Origin of the sequence: Streptomyces sp. NBC_00388, from assembly GCF_036061255.1 — a bacterium.
GTDB lineage: Bacteria > Actinomycetota > Actinomycetes > Streptomycetales > Streptomycetaceae > Streptomyces.
The window spans coordinates 4,644,367-4,666,117 of record NZ_CP107948.1; the positions used below are offsets into that span (position 1 = coordinate 4,644,367).

At 71.0% G+C, this 21,751-nt stretch carries 19 protein-coding genes and 1 pseudogene; 16 read left to right on the forward strand and 4 right to left on the reverse strand.

What is annotated here, in order from left to right; all coding sequences use genetic code 11:
• Positions 1-32: 32 nt before the first annotated feature.
• Entirely contained in the window at positions 33-938 is a 906-nt protein-coding gene (locus tag OG917_RS20940) for a hypothetical protein (protein ID WP_328319125.1), read from the reverse strand.
• Positions 939-1,033: 95 nt separating this feature from the next.
• Between OG917_RS20940 and OG917_RS20945 the strand changes: the two genes are divergently transcribed.
• The 4 genes from OG917_RS20945 (at position 1,034) to glmM (ending at position 5,650) form a co-directional block, all read left to right on the forward strand.
• On the forward strand, positions 1,034-2,653 hold the full coding sequence (locus tag OG917_RS20945) for an ABC-F family ATP-binding cassette domain-containing protein (RefSeq protein WP_328319126.1): 1,620 nt from the start codon (positions 1,034-1,036) through the stop codon (positions 2,651-2,653).
• A gap of 434 nt (positions 2,654-3,087) precedes the next feature.
• Positions 3,088-3,531 carry a 50S ribosomal protein L13 gene (gene rplM, locus OG917_RS20950; protein ID WP_328319127.1) on the forward strand — a complete coding sequence of 148 codons (444 nt, stop codon included), beginning with the start codon at positions 3,088-3,090 and terminating at the stop codon, positions 3,529-3,531.
• Positions 3,532-3,575: 44 nt separating this feature from the next.
• On the forward strand, positions 3,576-4,112 hold the full coding sequence (gene rpsI, locus OG917_RS20955; protein ID WP_443058997.1) for a 30S ribosomal protein S9: 537 nt from the start codon (positions 3,576-3,578) through the stop codon (positions 4,110-4,112).
• Between the two features lie 179 nt (positions 4,113-4,291).
• Entirely contained in the window at positions 4,292-5,650 is a 1,359-nt protein-coding gene (gene glmM / locus OG917_RS20960; RefSeq protein WP_328319128.1) for a phosphoglucosamine mutase, read from the forward strand.
• 130 nt (positions 5,651-5,780) lie between these two features.
• On the opposite strand, the gene coaA is transcribed toward glmM, so the two are convergent.
• The gene (coaA, locus tag OG917_RS20965; protein ID WP_328319129.1) at positions 5,781-6,782 is read right to left on the reverse strand and encodes a type I pantothenate kinase; all 1,002 of its coding nucleotides are present in this window, start codon (positions 6,780-6,782) and stop codon (positions 5,781-5,783) included.
• A 121-nt stretch (positions 6,783-6,903) separates the two neighbouring features.
• Here coaA and glmS point away from each other — a divergent pair, with 121 nt between their 5' ends.
• The 7 genes and pseudogenes from glmS (at position 6,904) to OG917_RS21000 (ending at position 14,933) form a co-directional block, all read left to right on the forward strand.
• On the forward strand, positions 6,904-8,751 hold the full coding sequence (glmS, locus tag OG917_RS20970; protein ID WP_328319130.1) for a glutamine--fructose-6-phosphate transaminase (isomerizing): 1,848 nt from the start codon (positions 6,904-6,906) through the stop codon (positions 8,749-8,751).
• 241 nt (positions 8,752-8,992) lie between these two features.
• A complete protein-coding gene (locus OG917_RS20975; protein WP_328319131.1) occupies positions 8,993-9,361 on the forward strand; it encodes a holo-ACP synthase in 369 nt (122 codons plus the stop codon).
• Between the two features lie 312 nt (positions 9,362-9,673).
• A complete protein-coding gene (locus OG917_RS20980; protein ID WP_328319132.1) occupies positions 9,674-11,092 on the forward strand; it encodes an NAD(P)H-hydrate dehydratase in 1,419 nt (472 codons plus the stop codon).
• Between the two features lie 328 nt (positions 11,093-11,420).
• Entirely contained in the window at positions 11,421-12,557 is a 1,137-nt protein-coding gene (alr, locus tag OG917_RS20985; protein WP_328319133.1) for an alanine racemase, read from the forward strand.
• Positions 12,558-12,569: 12 nt separating this feature from the next.
• The gene (locus OG917_RS20990; RefSeq protein WP_328319134.1) at positions 12,570-13,898 is read left to right on the forward strand and encodes an alpha/beta fold hydrolase; all 1,329 of its coding nucleotides are present in this window, start codon (positions 12,570-12,572) and stop codon (positions 13,896-13,898) included.
• Positions 13,870-14,376: pseudogene (tsaE, locus tag OG917_RS20995) on the forward strand (tRNA (adenosine(37)-N6)-threonylcarbamoyltransferase complex ATPase subunit type 1 TsaE); the annotation flags it as partial. The gene OG917_RS20990 and the pseudogene tsaE, both read left to right, overlap by 29 nt.
• Before the next feature lie 392 nt (positions 14,377-14,768).
• Positions 14,769-14,933 carry a hypothetical protein gene (locus OG917_RS21000; RefSeq protein WP_328322313.1) on the forward strand — a complete coding sequence of 55 codons (165 nt, stop codon included), beginning with the start codon at positions 14,769-14,771 and terminating at the stop codon, positions 14,931-14,933.
• Between the two features lie 411 nt (positions 14,934-15,344).
• On the opposite strand, the gene OG917_RS21005 is transcribed toward OG917_RS21000, so the two are convergent.
• Positions 15,345-15,887 carry a hypothetical protein gene (locus OG917_RS21005; protein WP_328322055.1) on the reverse strand — a complete coding sequence of 181 codons (543 nt, stop codon included), beginning with the start codon at positions 15,885-15,887 and terminating at the stop codon, positions 15,345-15,347.
• A gap of 131 nt (positions 15,888-16,018) precedes the next feature.
• On the opposite strand from OG917_RS21005, the gene tsaB reads away from it, so the two are divergent.
• Genes tsaB through OG917_RS21025 form a run of 4 tightly spaced genes read left to right on the forward strand, consistent with a single transcriptional unit; the run spans position 16,019 to position 18,732 of the window.
• Positions 16,019-16,801, forward strand: coding sequence for a tRNA (adenosine(37)-N6)-threonylcarbamoyltransferase complex dimerization subunit type 1 TsaB (gene tsaB / locus OG917_RS21010; protein WP_328319135.1), 783 nt, complete (start codon positions 16,019-16,021; stop codon positions 16,799-16,801).
• Between the two features lie 17 nt (positions 16,802-16,818).
• Positions 16,819-17,298: a ribosomal protein S18-alanine N-acetyltransferase gene (rimI, locus tag OG917_RS21015; RefSeq protein ID WP_328322057.1), complete on the forward strand. Its 480-nt coding sequence runs from the start codon at positions 16,819-16,821 to the stop codon at positions 17,296-17,298.
• Positions 17,291-18,436: a tRNA (adenosine(37)-N6)-threonylcarbamoyltransferase complex transferase subunit TsaD gene (gene tsaD / locus OG917_RS21020; RefSeq protein WP_328319136.1), complete on the forward strand. Its 1,146-nt coding sequence runs from the start codon at positions 17,291-17,293 to the stop codon at positions 18,434-18,436. Before rimI ends, tsaD begins: the two co-directional genes overlap by 8 nt.
• The gene (locus tag OG917_RS21025; RefSeq protein ID WP_328319137.1) at positions 18,433-18,732 is read left to right on the forward strand and encodes a hypothetical protein; all 300 of its coding nucleotides are present in this window, start codon (positions 18,433-18,435) and stop codon (positions 18,730-18,732) included. Before tsaD ends, OG917_RS21025 begins: the two co-directional genes overlap by 4 nt.
• A gap of 46 nt (positions 18,733-18,778) precedes the next feature.
• Here the strand turns inward: OG917_RS21025 and OG917_RS21030 are convergent, their stop codons facing one another.
• Positions 18,779-19,849: an HNH endonuclease signature motif containing protein gene (locus OG917_RS21030; RefSeq protein ID WP_328319138.1), complete on the reverse strand. Its 1,071-nt coding sequence runs from the start codon at positions 19,847-19,849 to the stop codon at positions 18,779-18,781.
• Positions 19,850-20,957: 1,108 nt separating this feature from the next.
• Between OG917_RS21030 and OG917_RS21035 the strand changes: the two genes are divergently transcribed.
• Positions 20,958-21,608 (forward strand): nucleotidyltransferase domain-containing protein, encoded by a 651-nt coding sequence (locus OG917_RS21035; RefSeq protein WP_328319139.1) that lies wholly within the window; start codon positions 20,958-20,960, stop codon positions 21,606-21,608.
• Positions 21,609-21,751: the final 143 nt, after the last annotated feature.

A 21,751-nucleotide genomic window follows, 5' to 3' on the forward strand; every position in this document is an offset into this window, starting at 1 on the left:
TCACGGGGAGACCATGTGGGGCAGCGCGCGGGTCAGCTCGCCGGTGCGTTGGCCGCAGCCGATGCCTGGGCCTGGCCGCGTGCCACTATCCGGCGGAAGGTGAACTCCGCCACGTCGTCGCCCGCCGTGAAGACGTCCGCGTCGGACTGGGTGACGTTCTTGCCACTGGTGAAACCGCCGACCGTGAAGTAGGCATACCGGCCATAGGCGTTGGCGGTCCTGCGGCAGACCGAGCCGTTGCGGCAGAAGGTGGGGACACCCGCGCCGTTGAGCGAGGCGATGCCGCCGGCCGACTGCTTCATCGCCTTCCGGGCCTGCGCCTCGGTGTCGAAGACCGCGACACCGATGGTGACCGCGATGCCCCCCGTGCTGAACGTCGCCCGGATGACCTGCCCGCAGCCGTTGTCGACCAGCACCGAGCCGAGTGCGCCCTGGGTCACGGAGGCGCAGGCCGTGGTGCGGTAGGTGGCTGCCTTCGCGTACGTGTGGTCACCGACCGCGATCCTCGCGCCGGGGAAGAGGGTGGCGGCGCTGAGCGGCGCCGTGTCCTTCTTCGAGCTGGAGACGAAGTCCTTCGGGTCGGGCGGCGGGGCCGGGGCCTTCGGAGTGAAGGACGGCAGAGCCTCGCCGCTCTTGCTCGGCAGCGCCTCGGGGGAGGGGAGGTCCTTGCCGGACGTGCCGGAGCCGTTGCCCGCCGCCACGACCACGGCCGCCACGAGCGCCCCCACCACGGCGGTCGCCACCACCCCGCCGCCGATGAGCAGCAGTTTCCTGCGCCGGCCGCGGGCGGCACTCTCCTCGGCCATCGCCGCCCAGTCGGGCGCCCCTCCGGCGCTGCCGGGCGTCCGCCCGTCCGGAGCCTGCCACTGGCCGTCGGTGTTGTTGTCCCGCTGCGAATCCCCCGGCCCCCAGGAGGGCCCCCCTTGCCCGAAGCTCATGGCGCGCATACTAATCCGCTTCGTACGACCGCAAGCCCCAGGGGCACCGGAATGCGGTTGCCCCGCGGGGGTGGCGGTGGGCGACAATCCGTTGCATGGGACATCTTGAAGCGGGTCATCTTGAGTACTACTTGCCGGATGGGCGGGTGCTGCTCGGTGATGCCTCGTTCCGGGTGGGCGACGGCGCGGTCGTGGCGCTGGTCGGCGCCAACGGTGCGGGCAAGACCACCTTGCTGCGGCTGATCGCGGGGGAGATCCAGCCGCACGGCGGGACGGTCTCGGTGAGCGGCGGTCTCGGGGTGATGCGGCAGTTCGTCGGCTCGGTCCGGGACGAGCGAACGGTCCGGGACCTGCTGGTCTCCGTCGCGCAGCCGCGGATCCGCGAAGCGGCCCGCGCCGTGGACGCCGCCGAGCACCTGATCATGACGGTCGACGACGAGTCCGCGCAGATGACGTACGCGCAGGCCCTGAGCGACTGGGCGGAGGTCCAGGGGTACGAGGCCGAGACCGTCTGGGACATGTGCACCATGGCGGCGCTCGGTGTCCCGTACGACAAGGCCCAGTTCCGTGAGGTGCGGACGCTCTCCGGGGGCGAGCAGAAGCGGCTGGTCCTGGAAGCGCTGCTGCGGGGGCCCGACGAGGTGCTGCTGCTCGACGAGCCGGACAACTACCTCGACGTGCCGGGCAAGCGCTGGCTGGAGGAGCGGCTGAAGGAGACCCGGAAGACGGTGCTCTTCGTCTCGCACGACAGGGAACTGCTGTCGAGGGCGGCCGAGAAGATCGTGAGCGTGGAGCCCGGCCCCGCGGGCTCGGACGTCTGGGTGCACGGCGGCGGGTTCGGCACGTACCACGAGGCCCGCAGGGAGCGCTTCGCGAGGTTCGAGGAGCTCAAGCGGCGCTGGGAGGAGGAGCACGCCCGGCTGAAGGCCCTGATGCTGCGGCTGCGCAACCAGGCGGCCAGCAGCCCCGACATGGCGTCGCGCTACCACGCCATGCAGACGCGCTTCCAGAAGTTCGAGGATGCGGGGCCGCCGCCGGAGCCGCCGCGCGAGCAGGAGATCCGGATGCGGCTGCGCGGCGGCCGTACCGGTGTGCGTGCTCTGACCTGCGAGAATCTTGAGCTGACCGGGCTGATGAAGCCCTTCTCGCTGGAGATCTTCTACGGCGAGCGAGTCGCGGTGCTCGGCTCCAACGGGTCGGGCAAGTCCCACTTCCTGCGGCTGCTGGCCGGCGGCTCCGTCGCCCACACCGGGCAGTGGAAGCTCGGCGCCCGCGTCTTGGCCGGCCACTTCGCCCAGACCCACGCGCACCCCGAGCTGCTGGGCCGCACCCTCGTCGACATCCTGTGGACGCAGCACGCCAGGGACCGTGGGGCGGCGATGGGCGTGCTGCGCCGGTACGAGATGGAGCGCCAGGGGGACCAGCTCTTCGAGCGGCTCTCGGGCGGCCAGCAGGCGCGCTTCCAGATCCTGCTCCTGGAGCTGGCCGGCACCACCGCGCTGCTCCTGGACGAGCCGACGGACAACCTGGACCTGGAGTCGGCCGAGGCGCTCCAGGAGGGTCTTGAGGCGTACGAGGGGACGGTGGTCGCGGTCACCCACGACCGCTGGTTCGCAAAGTCCTTCGACCGGTATCTGGTCTTCGGCTCGGACGGTGTCGTACGGGAGACGGCGGAGCCGGTGTGGGACGAGCGGCGCGTGGAGCGCGCCCGGTGACCCGGCCGGTACCGACGGTCAAGGCCCTGGCCTGCGACGACCGGGCGCTCCTCGTGCGCGCCTGACGGCAGCGGGGGAGGCCCCGGCGGGCTCCGTGGACGGGTGGGTCTGTCCGGTGGTGAACAGCCGGCCGGCGGCCGCCCGGACGGTGGCTTCCGCGTCGCGCGCGCCTGCCCCGGGGCGTGCCGGGTGAGCGGTCCTGGCATGGTGCTGAGGCGTTTTGACCCGGGTGGGGGAGCGCGGGTACTCTCGGCGATTGTTATACGTATTGGCTTCGTCGTTCTCACGCGAAGGGCCCTTACGTAGGTTCCCTGGAGCAGTTACCAGTGACTCGCATACGGGCGGTGTCCCGGCCTTGTGAGCCCCAGCTGCACGATCGCTTCAGGGGTGCCGTGTGTCTGGACCCCATCCACTGAAGAAGCGAAGGCTACGAAGTGCGTACGTACAGCCCCAAGCCCGGCGATGTCACTCGCCAGTGGCACATCATCGACGCGCAGGACATCGTCCTGGGCCGTCTGGCGACGACCGCCGCCACCCTCCTGCGGGGCAAGCACAAGGCGATCTACGCCCCGCACATGGACATGGGTGACTTCGTCATCATCATCAACGCCGAGAAGGTTCACCTCTCCGGCAACAAGAAGACTCAGAAGATGGCGTACCGCCACTCCGGTTTCCCGGGTGGTCTGCGTTCCGTCCGCTACGACGAGCTTCTGGCGAAGAGCCCCGAGAAGGCCGTCGAGAAGGCCATCAAGGGCATGATCCCCAAGAACACCCTGGGCCGTCAGGTGCTCTCGAAGCTGAAGATCTACGCGGGAGACCAGCACCCGCACGCTGCCCAGCAGCCCGTCCCGTTCGAGATCACCCAGGTCGCGCAGTAGTTCCGGCCACCCCCTAAGACGTACAGAAAGATCTGAGGAGAATCGTGGCCGAGACCACTGCAGAGACCCCCACCGACGACGTGGCGGGCACCGAGGGCGAAGAGACCTTCGCCGAGGTGACCACCTTCGAGTCCGAGGTCCCCGTCGAGGGTGAGTACACCAGCGAGTCGCTCGCAGGCCGCTTCGGCGACCCGCAGCCGGCCGCCGGCCTGGGTCGTCGCAAGAACGCCATCGCCCGCGTCCGGATCGTTCCGGGCACCGGCAAGTGGAAGATCAACGGTCGCACCCTTGAGGACTACTTCCCCAACAAGGTGCACCAGCAGGAAGTCAACGAGCCCTTCAAGGTGCTCGAGCTCGACAACCGCTACGACGTTGTCGCCCGCATCTCGGGTGGCGGCGTGTCCGGTCAGGCCGGCGCCCTGCGCCTCGGCGTGGCCCGCTCGCTGAACGAGGCGGACGTGGACAACAACCGCGCCACGCTGAAGAAGGCCGGCTTCCTCTCCCGCGACGACCGTGCGGTCGAGCGCAAGAAGGCCGGTCTCAAGAAGGCCCGCAAGGCCCCGCAGTACAGCAAGCGCTAAATACGGCTTGCAGGGCTGCGCATGCACGACCCTGTTTGTACGTTTCGCCCCGGCGGCACCTTCTGTGCTGCCGGGGCGTTCGTTTATCGGGTCCTCCGGCGTATAACGGATAAAGACGTTCACAGCGCTCAGAGACCTGCGTATTCGGATTTTCTCGGAGCTTCTTTCGGAGGACAGCAGTGGGACGACTCTTCGGCACGGACGGTGTGCGCGGTGTCGCCAACGTGGACCTGACGGCGGAGCTCGCGCTCGGCCTCTCGGTCGCAGCGGCGCACGTGCTCGCGGAAGCGGGCACATTCGAGGGCCATCGGCCGAAGGCAGTGGTCGGGCGCGACCCGCGGGCGTCCGGAGAGTTCCTGGAGGCCGCTGTCGTCGCCGGCCTCGCGAGCGCGGGCGTGGACGTCCTGCGCGTCGGCGTGCTGCCCACCCCCGCGGTGGCATACCTCACCGGTGCGCTCGGCGCCGACTTCGGCGTCATGCTGTCCGCCAGCCACAACGCCATGCCCGACAACGGCATCAAGTTCTTCGCCCGCGGCGGCCACAAACTCGCCGACGAGCTGGAGGACCGCGTCGAAACGGTCTACGACCAGCACCGCACCGGCGAGCCGTGGGAGCGTCCGACGGGCGCGGGCGTGGGCCGGGTCCGCACGTACGACCAGGGCTTCGACCAGTACGTCGCCCATCTCATCGGTGTCCTGCCCAACCGGCTCGACGGGCTGAAGGTCGTCCTCGACGAGGCGCACGGCGCGGCATCCCGCGTGTCGCCCGAGGCGTTCACCCGTGCCGGGGCCGAGGTCATCACCCTGGGCGCCGAGCCCGACGGGCTGAACATCAACGACGGCTGCGGCTCGACCCACCTGGAGCTGATCAAGGCCGCCGTGGTCGAACACGGCGCGGACTTCGGTATCGCGCACGACGGCGACGCCGACCGCTGCCTCGCCGTGGACGCGTCCGGCGACGAGGTCGACGGCGACCAGATCCTCGCCGTCCTGGCCCTCGCCATGCGGGAGGCGGGCACACTGCGCGGCAACACCGTGGTGGGCACCGTGATGTCCAACCTCGGCTTCAAGATGGCCATGGAGCGCGAAGGCATCGCACTGGTCCAGACGGCGGTCGGCGACCGCTACGTCCTGGAGGCGATGAAGGAGCACGGCTACGCACTGGGCGGCGAGCAGTCCGGCCACGTCATCGTCCTGGACCACGCGACGACCGGCGACGGCACCCTCACCGGACTGATGCTGGCCGCCCGCGTCGCCGCCACCGGCCGCACGCTGGCCGACCTCGCCGGAGTGATGGTGCGGCTGCCGCAGGTCCTGGTCAACGTGCCGGACGTCGACAGGTCCCGGGTGGCCACATCGGCGGAGCTGCGGGCCGCGGTCAACGAGGCCGAGAGCGAGCTCGGCTCGACCGGCCGCGTACTGCTGCGCCCCTCGGGCACCGAGCCGCTGGTGCGGGTCATGGTCGAGGCCGCCGACATCGACCAGGCACGGACCGTCGCGGCCCGCCTGGCCGACGTGGTGAAGTCCGCACTCGGATAGGCCTGCCTGCCCCGCGGGCCCGGCCGCCCGGCGGTCGCGCTGCACAGCTCCCGGCCGTACGGCCCCCGCCCGCCCGTGATCCTGCGGGCGGGCGTCGTGCGTACGGCGGCGCCCGGGCGCGCCCGCGGGTTCAGAGCTTGCGCAGGGAGAGACGCTGGACCTTGTGGTCGGGGCCCTTGCGCACGACGAGCGTCGCCCGGCTCCGGGTGGGCGCCACATTCTCCACCAGGTTCGGGTGGTTGATGGTCCGCCACATCGTGCGCGCGTACTCCAGCGCCTCCTCCTCGGAGACCTGCGTGTACTTCCTGAAGTACGAGGACGGGTCCTGGAACGCGGTCGCGCGCAGCTTCCTGAAGCGGTTGAGATACCAGGTCTCGATGTCCTCGGCGCGCGCGTCCACGTACACGGAGAAGTCGAAGTAGTCGGCGAGCCCGACCCGGGTCCGGCCGTCGCTGCCGGGCAGTGCGGGCTGCAGGACGTTCAGACCCTCGACGATGAGGATGTCCGGGCGGCGCACGGTCAGCCGCCCGTCCGGCACGATGTCGTAGATCAGGTGCGAGTAGACCGGGGCGGTGACCTCGGCCCTGCCCGACTTCACATCGGCGACGAACCGGGTCAGGGCACGGCGGTCGTACGACTCGGGAAAGCCCTTGCGGCCGGTGAGCCCGCGCCGCTTCAGCTCCGCCATCGGGTAGAGGAAGCCGTCCGTGGTGACCAGCTCGACACGGGGGTGCTCCGGCCAGCGGGCGAGCAGCGCCTGGAGGAGCCGGGCGACAGTGGACTTGCCCACCGCGACACTCCCCGCGACGCCTATGACGAAGGGTGTGCCGTGCTGCGTGCCGTGGCCGTTGCCCGCGTCGCCGAGAAAGGTGTTGAGCGCCCCGCGCAGCCCGTCCGACGCCTGCACATACAGGTTGAGCAGCCGCGACAGCGGCAGGTAGATGTCCCGCACCTCGTCGAGGTCTATGACGTCCCCGAGCCCGCGGAGCTGTTCGACCTCCCCGGCGGTGAGCGGAAGGGGAGTCTTCTCCCGCAGAGCGCTCCACTCGGTACGGGTGAGGTCGACGTAGGGAGTCGCCTCCGGCCTGGGCCGGTGGGCGCTCCGCGGCGGTGGGGAGACCGGAGAGATCACCCGTTCATTGTGGCGGCTGTGTGACGCCGGCGGCGGGTGGGGTATGTCACCCGGGACCGGCAGCGTTCCGGCAGACCGGCCGTTGCGGGCTCTTCGGGCGGCTCCGCCGTAGGCTGCCGGGATGTGCGGAATCGTGGGGTACGTCGGCGGGCAGTCGGCGCTGGATGTTGTCATCGCGGGTCTCAAGCGGCTGGAGTACCGCGGCTATGACTCGGCCGGAGTGGCTGTGCTTGCCGACGGCGGACTGGCGGCTGCGAAGAAGGCAGGGAAGCTCGCCAACCTGGAGAAGGAACTCATCGAGCGGCCCTTGCCTGCCGGGGCGACGGGCATCGGCCACACCCGCTGGGCCACGCACGGGGCGCCCAACGACGAGAACGCGCACCCGCATCTGGACAACGCGGGCCGGGTGTCCGTCGTGCACAACGGGATCATCGAGAACTTCGCCGCCCTCCGGGACGAACTGGCGGAGCGCGGCCACGACTTGACGTCCGATACCGACACGGAGGTGACGGCCCATCTGCTGGCCGAGGCCTACTCCTCGTGCGGTGACCTGGCTGAGGCCATGCGGCAGGTGTGCCGGCGGCTGGACGGGGCGTTCACCCTGGTCGCGGTGCACGCCGACGAGCCGGATGTGGTGGTCGGCGCCCGGCGGAACTCACCGCTGGTGGTGGGCGTCGGGGAGGGCGAGGCCTTTCTCGCGTCGGACGTGGCCGCGTTCATCGCCCATACGCGCTCCGCGATCGAGCTGGGACAGGACCAGGTGGTGGAGCTCCGGCGGGACGGCGTCCTCGTCACCGACTTCGACGGGGCGCCGGCCGACGTCCGGTCGTACCACGTCGACTGGGACGCGTCCGCGGCGGAGAAGGGGGGCTACGACTACTTCATGCTCAAGGAGATCGCCGAGCAGCCGAAGGCGGTCGCCGACACGCTGCTGGGGCGTATCGACGCCGGAGGGCTGCTCACGCTCGACGAGGTCCGGATTCCCGCCGCGGTGCTGCGCGAGGTCGACAAGGTCGTCATCGTCGCCTGCGGGACCGCCTTCCACGCGGGGATGATCGCCAAGTACGCCATCGAGCACTGGACGCGGATTCCCTGTGAGACCGAGCTCGCCAGCGAATTCCGCTACCGGGACCCGATCCTCGACCGCCAGACGCTGGTGATCGCCATCTCGCAGTCCGGCGAGACCATGGACACCCTGATGGCGCTGCGCCATGCCCGCGAACAGGGGGCCAAGGTGCTGGCCATCTGCAACACCAACGGGTCGACCATCCCGAGGGAATCGGACGCGGTGCTCTACACGCACGCCGGGCCCGAGGTGGCCGTCGCGTCGACCAAGGCCTTCCTGACGCAGCTGGTGGCCTGCTATCTCGTCGCGCTCTATCTCGGCCAGGTGCGCGGGACGAAGTGGGCGGACGAGATCCGGGCCGTCATCCGCGAGCTGTCCGACATCTCCTGCCAGGTCGACCGGGTGCTGGAGACCATGCAGCCGGTGAGGGAGCTGGCCCGGTCGCTGGCCGGTAAGGACACCGTGCTGTTCCTGGGCCGGTATGTCGGATATCCGGTGGCGCTGGAGGGCGCGCTCAAGCTGAAGGAGCTCGCCTACATGCATGCGGAGGGATTCGCCGCCGGTGAGCTGAAACACGGCCCCATCGCGCTGATCGAGGATGACCTGCCGGTGGTCGTCGTCGTGCCCTCGCCGCGTGGGCGGTCGGTGCTGCACGGGAAGATGGTGTCGAACATCCAGGAGATCAGGGCGCGCGGTGCGCGGACGATCGTCATCGCGGAGGAGGGGGACGAGGCGGTCGTGCCGTACGCCGACCATCTGATCCGGATCCCGGCCACGCCCACGCTGCTGCAGCCGCTGGTCGCGGTGGTTCCGCTCCAGGTGTTCGCCTGCGAGCTGGCGACCGCGCGGGGCAACGACGTCGACCAGCCGCGGAACCTCGCCAAGTCGGTGACGGTCGAGTGACGGCGGGAGTCATGGCCGGAATGGCCGGAATGGCCGGACCGGCCGGACCGGCCGTGGGGATCGTGGCTGGGGCTGGGACCGCCGCTGGGACCGCCGCTGGGATTGTGGCTGTCACCGAGGTGGTGGCTGTGGTGTCCGGGGCTGTGGTGGCTGGAGCTGGGGCTGGGGTGGCGGGAAGGGGAGCAGGAGTGCGGTCGGAACGGACGCGTGTCCGCGCGCTGGTGGGGCCGGGGGTGGCCGGGTGATTGTCGGGGTCGGGATCGACGTGGCCGAGATCGAACGGTTCGCCGCCGCGCTGGAGCGGACACCCGAGATGGCCCAGCGGCTTTTCGTACCGGACGAGTTGCTGCTCCCGGGAGGCGGGCGGCGGGGTATCGCGTCGCTGGCCGCCCGGTTCGCGGCCAAGGAAGCCCTGGCCAAAGCGCTCGGTGCGCCCCGCGGGCTGCGCTGGACGGACGCCGAGGTCTACGTGGAGGACGGCGGGCGCCCCCGGCTCCGGGTGACCGGCACGGTGGCGGCGCGCGCTGCCGAGCTGGGCGTGCGGTCGTGGCATGTCTCACTCAGCCATGACGCGGGGGTGGCTTCGGCCGTCGTGATCGCCGAGGGGTGAGGGGCAAGGGGTGGGACGGGGCCGGGGGGCCGCGCCGGGGGCGGAGCGGTCCGGGCCGGCCCGGATGGGCCTTGTTCGGGACGGGTCGGTGTCCGGGAGGGGCTGGTGTCCGGGACGGGTCGGTGTCCGGGAGGGGCTGGTGTCCGAGGTGGGCCGGTGTCCGGGGCGGCCCCGTGTCAGCCGTGGCGGTGAGTCTGCTCCGAGCCGGACGATGGGGCTGGGGCTGGGGCTGGGATTCGGGCAGGGGATGGGCTGGGGCCCGGCCGGGAGCGGCGGGGCGACAGCGGAGGGACGAGAGGGGAAGGTTGAGGCATGCGTACTGCTTACAGCGTGGAGACCGTACGGACCGCCGAGCGTGAACTCATGGCGCGACTGCCGGAGGGCGCCCTGATGCAACGGGCCGCCGCCGGGCTCGCCGCGGCCTGCGCGGATCTGCTGGGGAAGGTGTACGGCGCCCGGGTCGTCCTGCTCGTCGGGAGCGGGGACAACGGGGGAGACGCCCTGTACGCGGGCGCCCGGCTCGCCCGGCGGGGCGCAGGGGTGGCGGCGGTGCTGCTCGCGCCCGACCGGGCCCACCCGGGCGGTCTGCGGGCGCTGCTGGCGGCCGGCGGCCGGGTCGACGACGTGTCGGTGATCGGCCGGGCCGACCTGGTCGTCGACGGGATCACCGGTATCGGCGGCCGGGGCGGGCTGCGGCCCGACGCGGTGGCCGCGCTCTGGGCGGTGTCCGACGCGGTGCCGGTGGTCGCAGTGGACCTGCCGAGCGGGGTGTCCGCGGACACGGGCGAGGTCGTCGGCGAGGCCGTACGGGCGGATGCGACCGTGACGTTCGGTGCGTACAAGCCGGCGCTGCTCATCGACCCGGCGGCCGAGTACGCCGGGGCCCTGCGGCTCGTGGACATCGGGCTCGACCTGCCCGTCGTACCGGACCTGGAGTCCCTCCAGTACGCGGATGTGGCGGAACTGCTGCCGGTGCCGTCGGCGGAGAGCGACAAGTACCGCCGGGGTGTCGTCGGCATCGTCGCAGGGTCGGCGCGGTACCCGGGCGCGGCCGTGCTGGCCGTGGCGGGCGCGCTGCACGGCGGGGCCGGCGCGGTGCGGTACGTCGGGCCTGCGGCCGACGCGGTGATCGAACGGTTCCCGGAGACGCTGGTGCACGCCGGTCCGCCGTCGAAGGCGGGCCGGGTGCAGGCGTGGGTCGTGGGGCCCGGCCTCGGGGACGACACCTCGGTGGTCGAGGAGATCCTGGCGTCCGACGTGCCGGTCCTGGTGGACGCCGACGGGTTGCGGGCGCTGGACGCGTCGGCCGTACGGGGCCGGTCGGCGCCCACGCTGCTGACCCCGCACGCGGGCGAGGCCGCCGCGCTGCTGGACGTGTCACGCGAGGAGGTCGAGGGGGCGCGGCTCGCGTCGGTGCGGGCGCTGGCGTCGCGTTACGGGGCGACGGTCCTGCTCAAGGGCTCGACCACCCTCGTGGCCGCCCCTTCGGGTGACACGCCGGTCCGGGTGAACCCGACCGGCACGCCCTGGCTGGCCACGGCGGGCAGTGGCGATGTGCTGTCCGGCCTGGCGGGCTCACTGCTCGCGGCAGGGCTGGAGGCCCGCGACGCGGGCTCCGTCGCGGCGCACCTGCACGGCCTGGCGGCCCGCAGGGCCTCCGGCGGGGCCGCTGTGGTCGCCCAGGACGTGGCGGGCGCGATCGCGGGGGCCTGGCGGGATGTCTGCGAGTGAGCTCGCCGGGTGCCCGGCCGTCCGGCCGTCCGGCCACCCGCGCCTGGGGCAGGGGCAGGGGCAGGGGCAGGGGCAGGGGCAGGGGCAGGGGCAGGGACAGGGACAGGGACAGGGACAGGGGGAGGGGGAGGGGCAGGACAGGACGGACCAGGACGGGCTGGTCCGGAGCCCGGGCCCGTAGCCGGCCCTGTGCTCTGCGAGGAGCTGAGCCCGCGCTCTGCGAGGAGCCGCCCCCCGTGCTCTGAGAGACTGGGTCGCGATGACGGGGACGGACAGATGACTGAGGCACGTAGATGACCGGGGTCCAGCGACGATGACCGGGGTATCCATGCGAGCGCGCGCCGAGATCGATCTCGGCGCGCTGCGCGCCAATGTGCGCGCGCTGCGCGCCCGCGCGCCCCGTGCCCAGCTCATGGCTGTGGTCAAGGCGGACGCGTACGGGCACGGTCTGCTGCCCTGCGCCAGGGCGGCACTCGCGGCCGGAGCCGACTGGCTGGGTACCGCGACTCCGCAGGAGGCTCTGACGCTGCGCGCAGCGGGCGTCCGGGGCCGGCTGCTCTGCTGGCTGTGGACGCCCGGCGGGCCGTGGCGGGAAGCCATCGAGGCCGACATCGACGTGTCCGTGGGTGCCCTGTGGGCGCTGGATGAGGTACGGGCCGCGGCGCGGGCGAGCGGCCGCACGGCCCGTATCCAGCTCAAGGCCGACACCGGACTCGGCCGCGGCGGATGCCAGCCCGCCGACTGGCCCGGACTCGTCGGCGCCGCGGTCGCCGCGGAGGCCGAGGGCCTGGCCGTCGTCACCGGCGTCTGGTCGCACTTCGCGTGCGCCGACGAACCCGGCCATCCGTCCATCGCCGCCCAGAAGGACCGGTTCGACGAGGCCATCGCGTACGCGGAGAAGGCAGGACTCAGCCCCGAGGTCCGGCACATCGCCAACTCGCCCGCCGTGCTCACGCTGCCCGAAGCGCAGTACGACCTCGTCCGCCCCGGCGTGGCGATCTACGGCATCTCGCCCGTACCGCAGCTCGGCAGCGCCGCCGACTTCGGCCTGCGCCCCGTCATGACGCTCAGCGCCCGCCTGGGCCTGGTCAAGCACGTACCGGCGGGTCACGGCGTCAGCTACGGCCACCACTACGTCACCCCGTCCGAGACCACTCTCGGCCTGGTCCCCCTCGGGTACGCGGACGGTGTCCCGCGCCACGCCTCGGGTAAGGGTCCTGTGCTGGTCGGCGGCAGATGGCGGCGGGTCGCAGGACGGATCGCCATGGACCAGTTCGTCGTGGACCTGGAAGGGGACGAACTCCCTCCGGGTGCGGAGGCGGTGCTGTTCGGTCCTGGTGACCGGGGCGAGCCGACAGCGGAGGACTGGGCCCGGGCCGCGGACACGATCGCGTACGAGATCGTCACCCGCATCGGGGCGCGAGTGGACCGTGTGTACGTGAACGAGGGACCGGACGAGCAGTAGGAGAGCGGCACGGTGAGCGAGAGCACCAGCGCGAATGTGGCCCAGGCCGCCGCGGCGGGCGCCAACTGGCGCAGGGCCAGTGGCTTCGCCGGCGCCGCGATCGGTGTGCTCGCTGCCGGTGCGGCGGCGGGTGTGGCGGTCGAGCGGCTCACGGTCGGCCGCGGCATGCGCAAGAAGGCGCGGCTCGCCCTCGACGCATCGGGGCCGTACGGCTCACTGCGCGGCACGCCGGGCCGGGCGACCGCCGACGACGGCACCGGGATCCACTACGAGATCGATGAGGGCGGCGAGGGCGGCGAGGCGGCCGGCGCTTACGGGGTCGACGGGGCCGAAGCAGACGAGTCCCACGAGGCCGGCTCCGGTACACCGCGGTCCAAGGGGGCACGGGGCGGCGGCAGGAGGCCTGGAGGGGACTCCGGACGGGACTCCGGGCGGGGGCGCGGGGCGGTCCAGCCGGTCACGGCCGTCTTCTCGCACGGCTACTGCCTCAGCCAGGATTCATGGCACTTCCAGCGCGCGGCCCTGCGCGGCGTCGTCCGTACCGTCCACTGGGACCAGCGCAGCCACGGCCGGTCCGAGCGCGGCAGAGCCCAGGCCGAGGGCGCGCCGCTCACCATCGACCAGCTGGGCCGCGACCTGAAGGCGGTCATCGACGCCGCGGCGCCGGAGGGGCCGCTGGTGCTGGTGGGGCACTCGATGGGCGGGATGACGATGATGGCGCTGGGCGACCAGTTCCCCGATCTGGTCAGAGACCGTGTGGTCGGCGCGGCGTTCGTCGGCACCTCCTGCGGGAAGCTCGGCGAGGTCAGTTTCGGGCTGCCGGTGGCGGGTGTGAACGCGGTGCGACGGGTGCTGCCCGGCGTACTGAAGGCCCTCGGGTCCCAGACGGAGCTGGTGGAGCGCGGCCGGCGCGCCACGGCCGACCTCTTCGCCGGGCTCGTCAAGCGGTACTCGTTCGGCTCGAAGGACGTCGACCCGGGGGTGGCCCGGTTCGCGGAGCGACTGATCGAGGGGACACCCATCGACGTGGTCGCGGAGTTCTACCCGGCTTTCACCGACCACGACAAGGCCGACGCACTGGCCACGGTCTTCGCCGAGGTGCCCGCGCTCGTCCTGGCCGGGGAGAACGACCTGGTGACACCGAGCGCCCACAGCCAGATCATCGCCGATCTGCTGCCCGCGGCCGAACTGGTCATCGTTCCCGACGCCGGGCACCTGGTCATGCTCGAACACCCGGAGGCCGTGACCGGGCGGCTGGCGGAGCTGCTGGTGAGGGTGGGTGCGCTACGGGCAGCCGCTAACGTTGGGCTGTATGGAAGCCCCGCACAGCCCGGCAGCTGACACGTCCGCCGCATTCGCCACCCGACTGACCATCGACTCCCCCGACCGCATGAAGGAGTTGGGCCGCAGCCTCGCCGCGCTGCTGCGCCCCGGCGACCTGGTGATGCTCACCGGTGAACTGGGCGCGGGCAAGACCACCCTCACCCGCGGCCTGGGCGAGGGTCTCGGTGTCCGCGGGGCGGTCACGTCCCCGACCTTCGTCATCGCCCGTGTCCATCCGCCGCTCGGCGCCGGTCCTGCGCTGGTGCATGTGGACGCGTACCGCCTGGGCGGCGGGCTGGACGAGATGGAGGACCTCGATCTGGACGTCTCACTGCCCGACTCGGTGATCGTGGTCGAGTGGGGGGACGGGAAGGTCGAGGACCTGTCGGACGACCGGCTCAGGGTGGTCATCGAGCGAGGTGTCGGCGACACGGACGACGACCGCCGGGTGGTGACGGTCAGCGGAGTCGGGGCGCGCTGGGCGGGGGAGGGGCTGCGGCCGGGGCGCGGGCTCGATGGTTTTGAAGCGGATGAAGGTTTTGAAGGGGCTGGGAGGCCCGAAGGGCTTGGGACCGGGGGGCTCGACGATTCTCCGGGGCTCGGCGGATTGCGTTCGGCCGGGGAGGCCGGGGACAGCCGGAGCAGCGGGGACAGCGGAGACAGCGGGGAGAGCAGGGGCGCTGGGGAGAGCTGAAGGGATTGTGGGGAGGCCTCAGCGGGGTGAGAGGTGCGCGCGCCGGCTCGGGCTCAGGGTGCGCTTCCGCAATTCACCCCCGTACTTTCCGACAAGCCGTCGGCAAGGTGTTGCACAGATCCCACCGGGCGTGGTCACATGGATACCAAGACCTGGTTAGGTCTACCTAACCATGCCTGACCGAGGAGGCAACTTTGTCCGCATCGGAGACCGAAGCGCAGTCGCCGTCCCCCATGTCGATGCGCGACCTGCTCGCCTCTTGCGAGGCGGCGAACGCCGTATCCACACCACCGCGCGCGCCCGAGCCGGAGCCCGCCGCTGTCACCGGGGAGCCTGAGGAAGAGCGCGACGCCGCGTAATCCGTACGGGTTACGCGGCGGCCGGATCCGTACGGCTACACGTTGGCCGACGGCTGCCGGACCGCGGATGATCGTGGTCGTGAGACGCGCCTGTCGGGGTGGCCGGGTGCGGTGGGCCCGCGTTGTGCGACGCAGATGCGCAGATGCGCAGATGGCTGCACGGCGATGGTGTGCATGACGGTGGTGTGCATGACGGTGGTGCGCATGCGGGTGTTCGTGACAGCAGCTTCGGGTGAGGGCGGGTTCACGACAGCGGGGTCCGGGACCGGGGGGATTCGGTCGGGCGCTGTTGACGGGTGCGGAGGCACGCACCGCCGCGCTGCAGGAACCCGAGACAGTCCGGGGCGATCCGGGACCGTGCGGCAGTCGCACCGGGAGTCGGGGAGCCGGAGAGTCGGGGAGCCGGAGCGCCTACGGCACGACGACGATCTTCGTGCCGTAGGTCGCGAGCGGCCACATGGCGTTGCCGTCCGCGCGCTTCATCCGGATCCCGCCGGTCTTCTGCTGCGGGTCGGGGCTGGGCATCGAGTTGTCCGTCGCGGCGCTGAACCCGACCGTCACACCGTTGATGCTCGCGAACCGCACCACGTGCTCGACCGGCACACCGTCCGAGCCGACCGTGCTGCCTGTGCGCGAAGTCACCTGGTAGGAGCCCGGCCGCGGGTTCACCACGCTCGGCATCACCTCGAAGGTCCGCGCGCTGGCTCCCGCTGCGCTCACCAGCCACACCCGCTTCAATTTGAGCGAGTACACGACCCGCGAGCCCGTCCCGGAGTGCGGTGGCAGCGTGCGGCCGTCCTGCTTCGACGGCTTCGTCGGGCTGCCCGACGGGCCGGCCGGGGAGGACGCGGACGACGAGGGCTTGGGGGCCGCGAGGTCGGCAGGAGCGTTCGCCGACGCCTGGTAGGCGAGGAAGCCGACCACGGCAAGGGCCGCCCCGGTGAGCCCGGCCACGATTCCCGAGCTGCTCCTTGACACCTGAGGCTCCCTATTTCTCGTACTTACGAATTCTCGGTGACGTTAGCAGCAGCGGACTGACGGGACGGGGCGCCGTGCCCCCGTCGCAGGAGCCGTAGGCTGTTTGTGTGCTCCTGCTCGCCGTTGATACCGCCACGCCCGCCGTCACAGCCGCCCTCCACGACGGAACATCCGTGGTCGCCGAGTCCAGTCGGACCGACGCCCGCCGCCATGGGGAACTGCTGCTGCCCGCCGTCGACCATGTCCTCGCCGAAGCGGGGCTGAAACTTGACGCCGTCACGGGCATCGTCGTGGGCGTCGGCCCGGGACCTTACACCGGGCTGCGCGTCGGGCTGGTGACGGCCGCCACGTTCGGTTCGGTGCTGGGCGTGCCCGTGTACGGGCTGTGCACGCTGGACGGCCTGGCTTACGCCTCCGGGCTCGAAGGGCCCTTCGTCGTCGCGACGGACGCGCGGCGCAAGGAGGTCTACTGGGCTCGGTACGACGGGCCCCGTACCCGGCTCGGAGAGCCTGCCGTGGACCGGCCGGCGGATATTGCCGCACAGGTCGCGGGAGTGCCCGCGGTCGGGGCCGGTGCGCTGCTCTACCCGGACACCTTCCGCGACGCGCGAGCTCCGGAGCACGTATCGGCCGGGGCTCTCGCTTCGCTGGCTGCCGAGAAGCTGGCGCGGGCAGGCAGCGCCGGGGGACTCGGCGCGGGCCGTAGCGGTGCTGACCGAACCGGCGCGGACGGGCACAGCGCCGATCGGTCGAGCGCGGAGGGAGTCGGTTCGGACGGGCCCGGCTCGGGCACGGTCAGCGCCGAGGGCTTTCTTCCGGTCACACCGCTCTATCTGCGACGCCCTGACGCCCAGGTACCCAAGAACTACAAGGTGGTCACCCCACAGTGACGGCCGTACTGCGCGAGATGCGCTGGTGGGACATCCCGCCCGTGCTGGAGCTCGAACATGAGCTCTTCCCTGACGATGCCTGGTCCGAGGGCATGTTCTGGTCCGAGCTGGCCCACGCGCGCGGGCCGGCTGCGACCCGCCGTTATGTGGTCGCGGAGACCGCCGACCGGATCGTCGGCTACGCGGGCCTCGCGGCCGTCGGCGGCATGGGCGACGTCCAGACCATCGCCTCGGCCCGGGACCAGTGGGGCACCGGGCTCGGCGCAGAGCTCCTGAGCGATCTCCTCAAGCACGCCACCGCCTTCGAGTGCGCCGAGCTCCTCCTCGAAGTACGCGTCGACAACATCCGTGCCCAGAAACTCTACGAACGCTTCGGCTTCGAGCCCATCGGTTTCCGCCGGGGCTACTACCAGCCGGGCAATGTGGACGCGCTTGTCATGCGCCTCGAACTGCGCCCGGAAATGGGCCTCGCACAAGGAACAGAGATCCATGGCTGACGAACCTCTCGTACTCGGCATCGAGACCTCCTGCGACGAGACAGGAGTCGGCATCGTGCGCGGGACGACGCTGCTCGCCGACGCGGTCGCATCGAGCGTCGATACGCACGCCCGCTTCGGCGGAGTCGTCCCTGAGATCGCTTCGCGGGCGCACCTGGAGGCGATGGTTCCGACCATTGAGCGTGCGCTGCGTGATGCCGGGATTGCCGCACGGGACCTCGATGGCATCGCCGTGACGGCGGGACCCGGTCTTGCGGGGGCGTTGCTGGTCGGCGTATCGGCGGCGAAGGCGTACGCCTACGCCCTGGGCAAGCCCTTGTACGGGGTCAACCATCTGGCCTCGCACATCTGTGTGGATCAGCTGGAGCATGGGCCGCTGCCCGAGCCGACCATGGCGCTGCTCGTATCGGGCGGGCATTCGTCGCTGCTGCTGGCACCTGACATCACCTCGGACGTCCGGCCCCTGGGCGCGACGATCGATGACGCGGCCGGCGAGGCCTTCGACAAGATCGCGCGGGTGTTGAACCTCGGCTTCCCGGGCGGTCCGGTCATCGACCGGCTGGCAAGGGAGGGAGATCCGAAGGCGATCGCGTTCCCGCGCGGGCTGACGGGGTCGCGTGACGCGGCATACGACTTCTCCTTCTCGGGGCTCAAGACATCCGTGGCGCGCTGGGTCGAGGCGAAGAGGGCGGCAGGCGAGGAGCTTCCGCTGCGCGACGTGGCTGCGTCGTTCCAGGAGGCGGTCGTCGACGTGCTCACGCGCAAGGCGGTCCGGGCGTGCAAGGACGAGGGCGTCGACCACCTGATGATCGGCGGTGGTGTCGCCGCCAACTCCAGGCTGCGCGCACTCGCCCAGGAGCGTTGCGAACGGGCCGGTATCCGGCTGCGCGTGCCGCGCCCCGGGCTGTGCACCGACAACGGCGCGATGGTGGCGGCACTCGGTGCGGAAATGGTCGCACGGAACAGGACACCATCGGATTGGGACCTGTCTGCGGACTCGTCGTTGCCGGTGACGGACCCGCATGTGCCCGGGGCCGCACGGGTCCAGGAGGCGGGGGCCGGGCACGGTGGTGGCGGTGCTCACGGACACGATCATGACCACGTCCACGAAGTCAGCAAGGACAACCTCTACTCATGACCGTCGCGCTGATGTGGGAGGCACGGGCGGTCGAGGGCCAGGGCGCTCAGTTGCTGGAGTGGGCTCGGAGGCAGGCGCAGATGCAGACGGAGGCTCTCAGGGAGCCTGCGGATGGCGCAGGCGGCCCGGGCCCCCTGCGCCGCGAGTTTCTGCGTGCCCCTCAGGACCGAGTGCTGGTGCTCACCTGGTGGGACGCTTCGTACGGCGCTGACTTGCCCGAACTTCCTGAACCCGACGCTGGGTTGATCACCCGGCCGGTGCACCGGTGGCGCTTTGAATCGGTTGGGGTGGAGTAGAACCACCCTGGGAGCGGTTGTTGGCCCTGCCGCTCCATCTCCCTTGCTACTCAGCGTAATTGCTGGGCGTATTGAGGTAGACGTGGCCGGTCGGGCTGACCCAGGTGGTGATGCCGGTGACCGAGTCCCGGGTGACAGTCCAGTTCGCGCGGTGCTTCATCAGGTGATGGCGACGGCAGATCGGGATCAGGTTCTCCGGGATGGTCTTCCCTCCTGAGTCCGGATGGGCGTGGTCGAACTCCTTGATGTGGTCGAGGTCGCATCGCTGTGCCGGCATCCGACAGGAGGGGAAGGCGCACTGCTGGTCCCGGGCGATCACGTGCCGCTCGGCTTCTGCCGTAGGGCGGTAGGTGGTGGGGTCGGTTTTGATGAGCAGGCCCGTTTCGGGATGGATGATCAAGCGACGCCAGATCGTCCCCTCGGCGAAGGCGATGGTGCGGGCCTGAGTGGCAGTGATGGGACCGTAGCCCTTCAGCTCTGCCGGATACTCGCTCGCTCCGATCAGCACGTCGAGGGGCACCGTCACGTGGACGAGCGCGCTTGCGGCAGCGGGACGACCGGAGAGGTTCCGGCGAGCTTTCTGTCCGCCAGGAGTGTCGGGTGCACTCGTACCGTCCTGTAGGGCAGGCCGGTTGAGGATGAGATCAGCAAGAGCGTCTACGCGTCGCTGGCTCAGAGTCCGGCCGTCCACGACGAGGGTGGTGGCATGGGCGTCGACTGCCTGGTCGAAGCGGGCACCGAGCTCTGCCGGAACCGTGGCACCCCAGGTGATCATGCCGTCGTCCTGCGGATAGCGGACGATCTCCCGCTCCTTCGTCCGCAGCTCCAGCCGACGCTGGTAGCCCTCGGGATCTGCCTTGATCACCTGACGGCGCAACGCGCGGGAGCTCTGGCCTGTGGCCTGGGTGGGCATCCTCGTGGCCATGGCCGCCTCGACGCGTGCGGCGGCCTGCGGTTCCAGGACTCGGCAGGCGTTGGCCAAGTTTCTGGCCTGCATGTAGCAGATCTCTCCGCCTTCGAGCAGGTCGAGTGTCTTGGTGTGCCGACCGGCCAGTTCCCTCGCGATCTGGAGTCGCTCGGTCGCAGTCGCATTACTGATCCGCAGGGCGCAGGCCACCTCTTCGGCTGCGTAGTCCGGGTGGTTCAGGAGGTGGGCGTCAACGTTGCGTTCGCCGGTCGGCAGGGTCGTCTCGGCGTGCGCTGCGATGTCTGCCAGCAGGTGGACCTGCCGGCCGGCGAACCATGCAGCGTGACGCTCCAGGACGGCCAGAGCGTCGATTCGCCCGCGCGGCGACAGCTGTTTCGGCTCCAGGGTTCCGAGGAGCGCAGCAGTCTGAGCGGAGGGGACTGACTCGCGTAGATGGGCGGCCCACTCGTCCGGTGTCCGACGGGTAGTTGGAGTCGGCAGAGCAGCCGGCGCCGAAAGACCGGAGGCAGGCGGAGGAGATGGAGGGCCCGAGTGATCTGAGGGACCTGAGGGATCTGCGGCGCCTGAGGGACCTGAGGGACCTGAGGGAGCCGGCGGGTCGGGCAGGGCAGGTGCGCCAGGCGGTGGGAGTCGAGAACTCTCGGACTGCCCGGTCGGTCCGGACTGCCCGGCCGGTCCAGATGTCCCGTTCGCCCCAGACGCCCGGTTCACTCCAGCCGGCTCAGCCGGGCGGTTCGTCTCGGCCGGCGTGATCGGTCCGTCCGGCGTGGCAAATGGATCGGGCGGGCAGGACGACGCAGGTGGCTCTGGTCTGTCCAGCACAGCGGTTCGGGTGACGCGCCCCGACCGGCCGGCCTCGATCCAGGCTGCCTGGATCGACTGCGGCGCCTGGCCGACTCCTGTCAGGTGGTTCGTCTGATTGATCTGCTTGATCTGCATGGTCATGGCCCACACCCCCGTGAATTGGCCTCGTTCCTCGCCATCCCCATGGCGAGTCACACCCTCATCGTTGCTCGCTCTCCGTAGTAATGCCAGGGTGTCGAAGGTGCCTTCACTCGTACGAAGGGCAGATCCGGAACGCGGAACTCAACATCTCGTCCCTGGACCCTCGCGTTCCTGGACCTCTCGCGTTCCTGGACTCCTCTCGTTCCAGAGGCCACAGCCCGCGGTTCGTGCCGGGTGAAGCGATCCTTCTGGCTGCCTCGGCGGTGGTCATGGTGGCGAGTGTTGCGTTCGCCCGGCCGCCTCACCTCGTCCTGACCTAAGGTGTGGCGCCATGCCCTCCACTCCGCCCTCCATGAACCTCGATCCTGCCCGTCGAGCGGCCTTCGCCCGCCAGGTGCAACAAGCGCTCACGGAGCAGTGCCCCGGCTCGGTGGCAGTTTTGCGTGGCTCGCTCGCCCGGGGCACTGCGGATCCGTACAGCGACATCGATCTTGCCTGGACCGTGCCGGAGGCGGAGTTCGTTGCGTGTGTGGCTGCTGTCGGCCCCTGCCTGGAGGCGCTGGCGGCGGTCGCGTCGCTGCGCAGCGACCCCGAGGCGCAGCGGTCATCGGAGCGCCGGCTGTTGTTCGTCGCCTTTCGCGATCTGCCGCTGTTCTGGCGACTGGATCTGGAGGTCATGGCCGTGTCCGCCAAGCCTGAGGTCGGCGGGCGAGTGGAGCGCACGCGCTCTCCGGCGGCAGGCGGGGATCCGGATTGGTCCCCCGCTGCCAGCGCACTTGCCAATGCGGTGGCGGTCGTCAAGGCGGTGTTGCGCGGGCAGCCCGATGTGGCGGCTGGGTTGCTGGAGCGCGGACTGCAGCGCGTCGGCGCCAGCGGTTCGGCGAGTGGCCGGTGGCGGGCGGACGTCGTACGGCTCGCTGACGCGGCCGCGTGCCACGAACCCGCTCAGCGTCCCCTCGCCGACCAGGTCGAACGACTTGCAGCGGAGCTGCTCGAGGAGTGACTGTCCAGCCAGCCAGCCAGCCAGCCAGCGACCGCCCCCGGAAACCTGATCGCCGCCTCCCCAACCGGCCCCCCCGAGGCCCCCCGAGGCCCCCCGAGGCCCCCCGAGGCCTCTCCCCTCGCCTCCAGAGGCCTCTGGAACAG

Coding starts and splice junctions, on each gene's coding strand:
- OG917_RS20940 (WP_328319125.1), bottom strand. CDS start 938: ATGAGCTTCGGGCAAGGGGGGCCCTCCTGGGGGCCGGGGGATTCGCAG.
- OG917_RS20945 (WP_328319126.1), top strand. CDS start 1,034: ATGGGACATCTTGAAGCGGGTCATCTTGAGTACTACTTGCCGGATGGG.
- glmS (WP_328319130.1), top strand. CDS start 6,904: ATGTGCGGAATCGTGGGGTACGTCGGCGGGCAGTCGGCGCTGGATGTT.
- OG917_RS20980 (WP_328319132.1), top strand. CDS start 9,674: ATGCGTACTGCTTACAGCGTGGAGACCGTACGGACCGCCGAGCGTGAA.
- alr (WP_328319133.1), top strand. CDS start 11,421: ATGCGAGCGCGCGCCGAGATCGATCTCGGCGCGCTGCGCGCCAATGTG.
- rimI (WP_328322057.1), top strand. CDS start 16,819: ATGCGCTGGTGGGACATCCCGCCCGTGCTGGAGCTCGAACATGAGCTC.
- tsaD (WP_328319136.1), top strand. CDS start 17,291: ATGGCTGACGAACCTCTCGTACTCGGCATCGAGACCTCCTGCGACGAG.
- OG917_RS21025 (WP_328319137.1), top strand. CDS start 18,433: ATGACCGTCGCGCTGATGTGGGAGGCACGGGCGGTCGAGGGCCAGGGC.
- OG917_RS21035 (WP_328319139.1), top strand. CDS start 20,958: ATGAACCTCGATCCTGCCCGTCGAGCGGCCTTCGCCCGCCAGGTGCAA.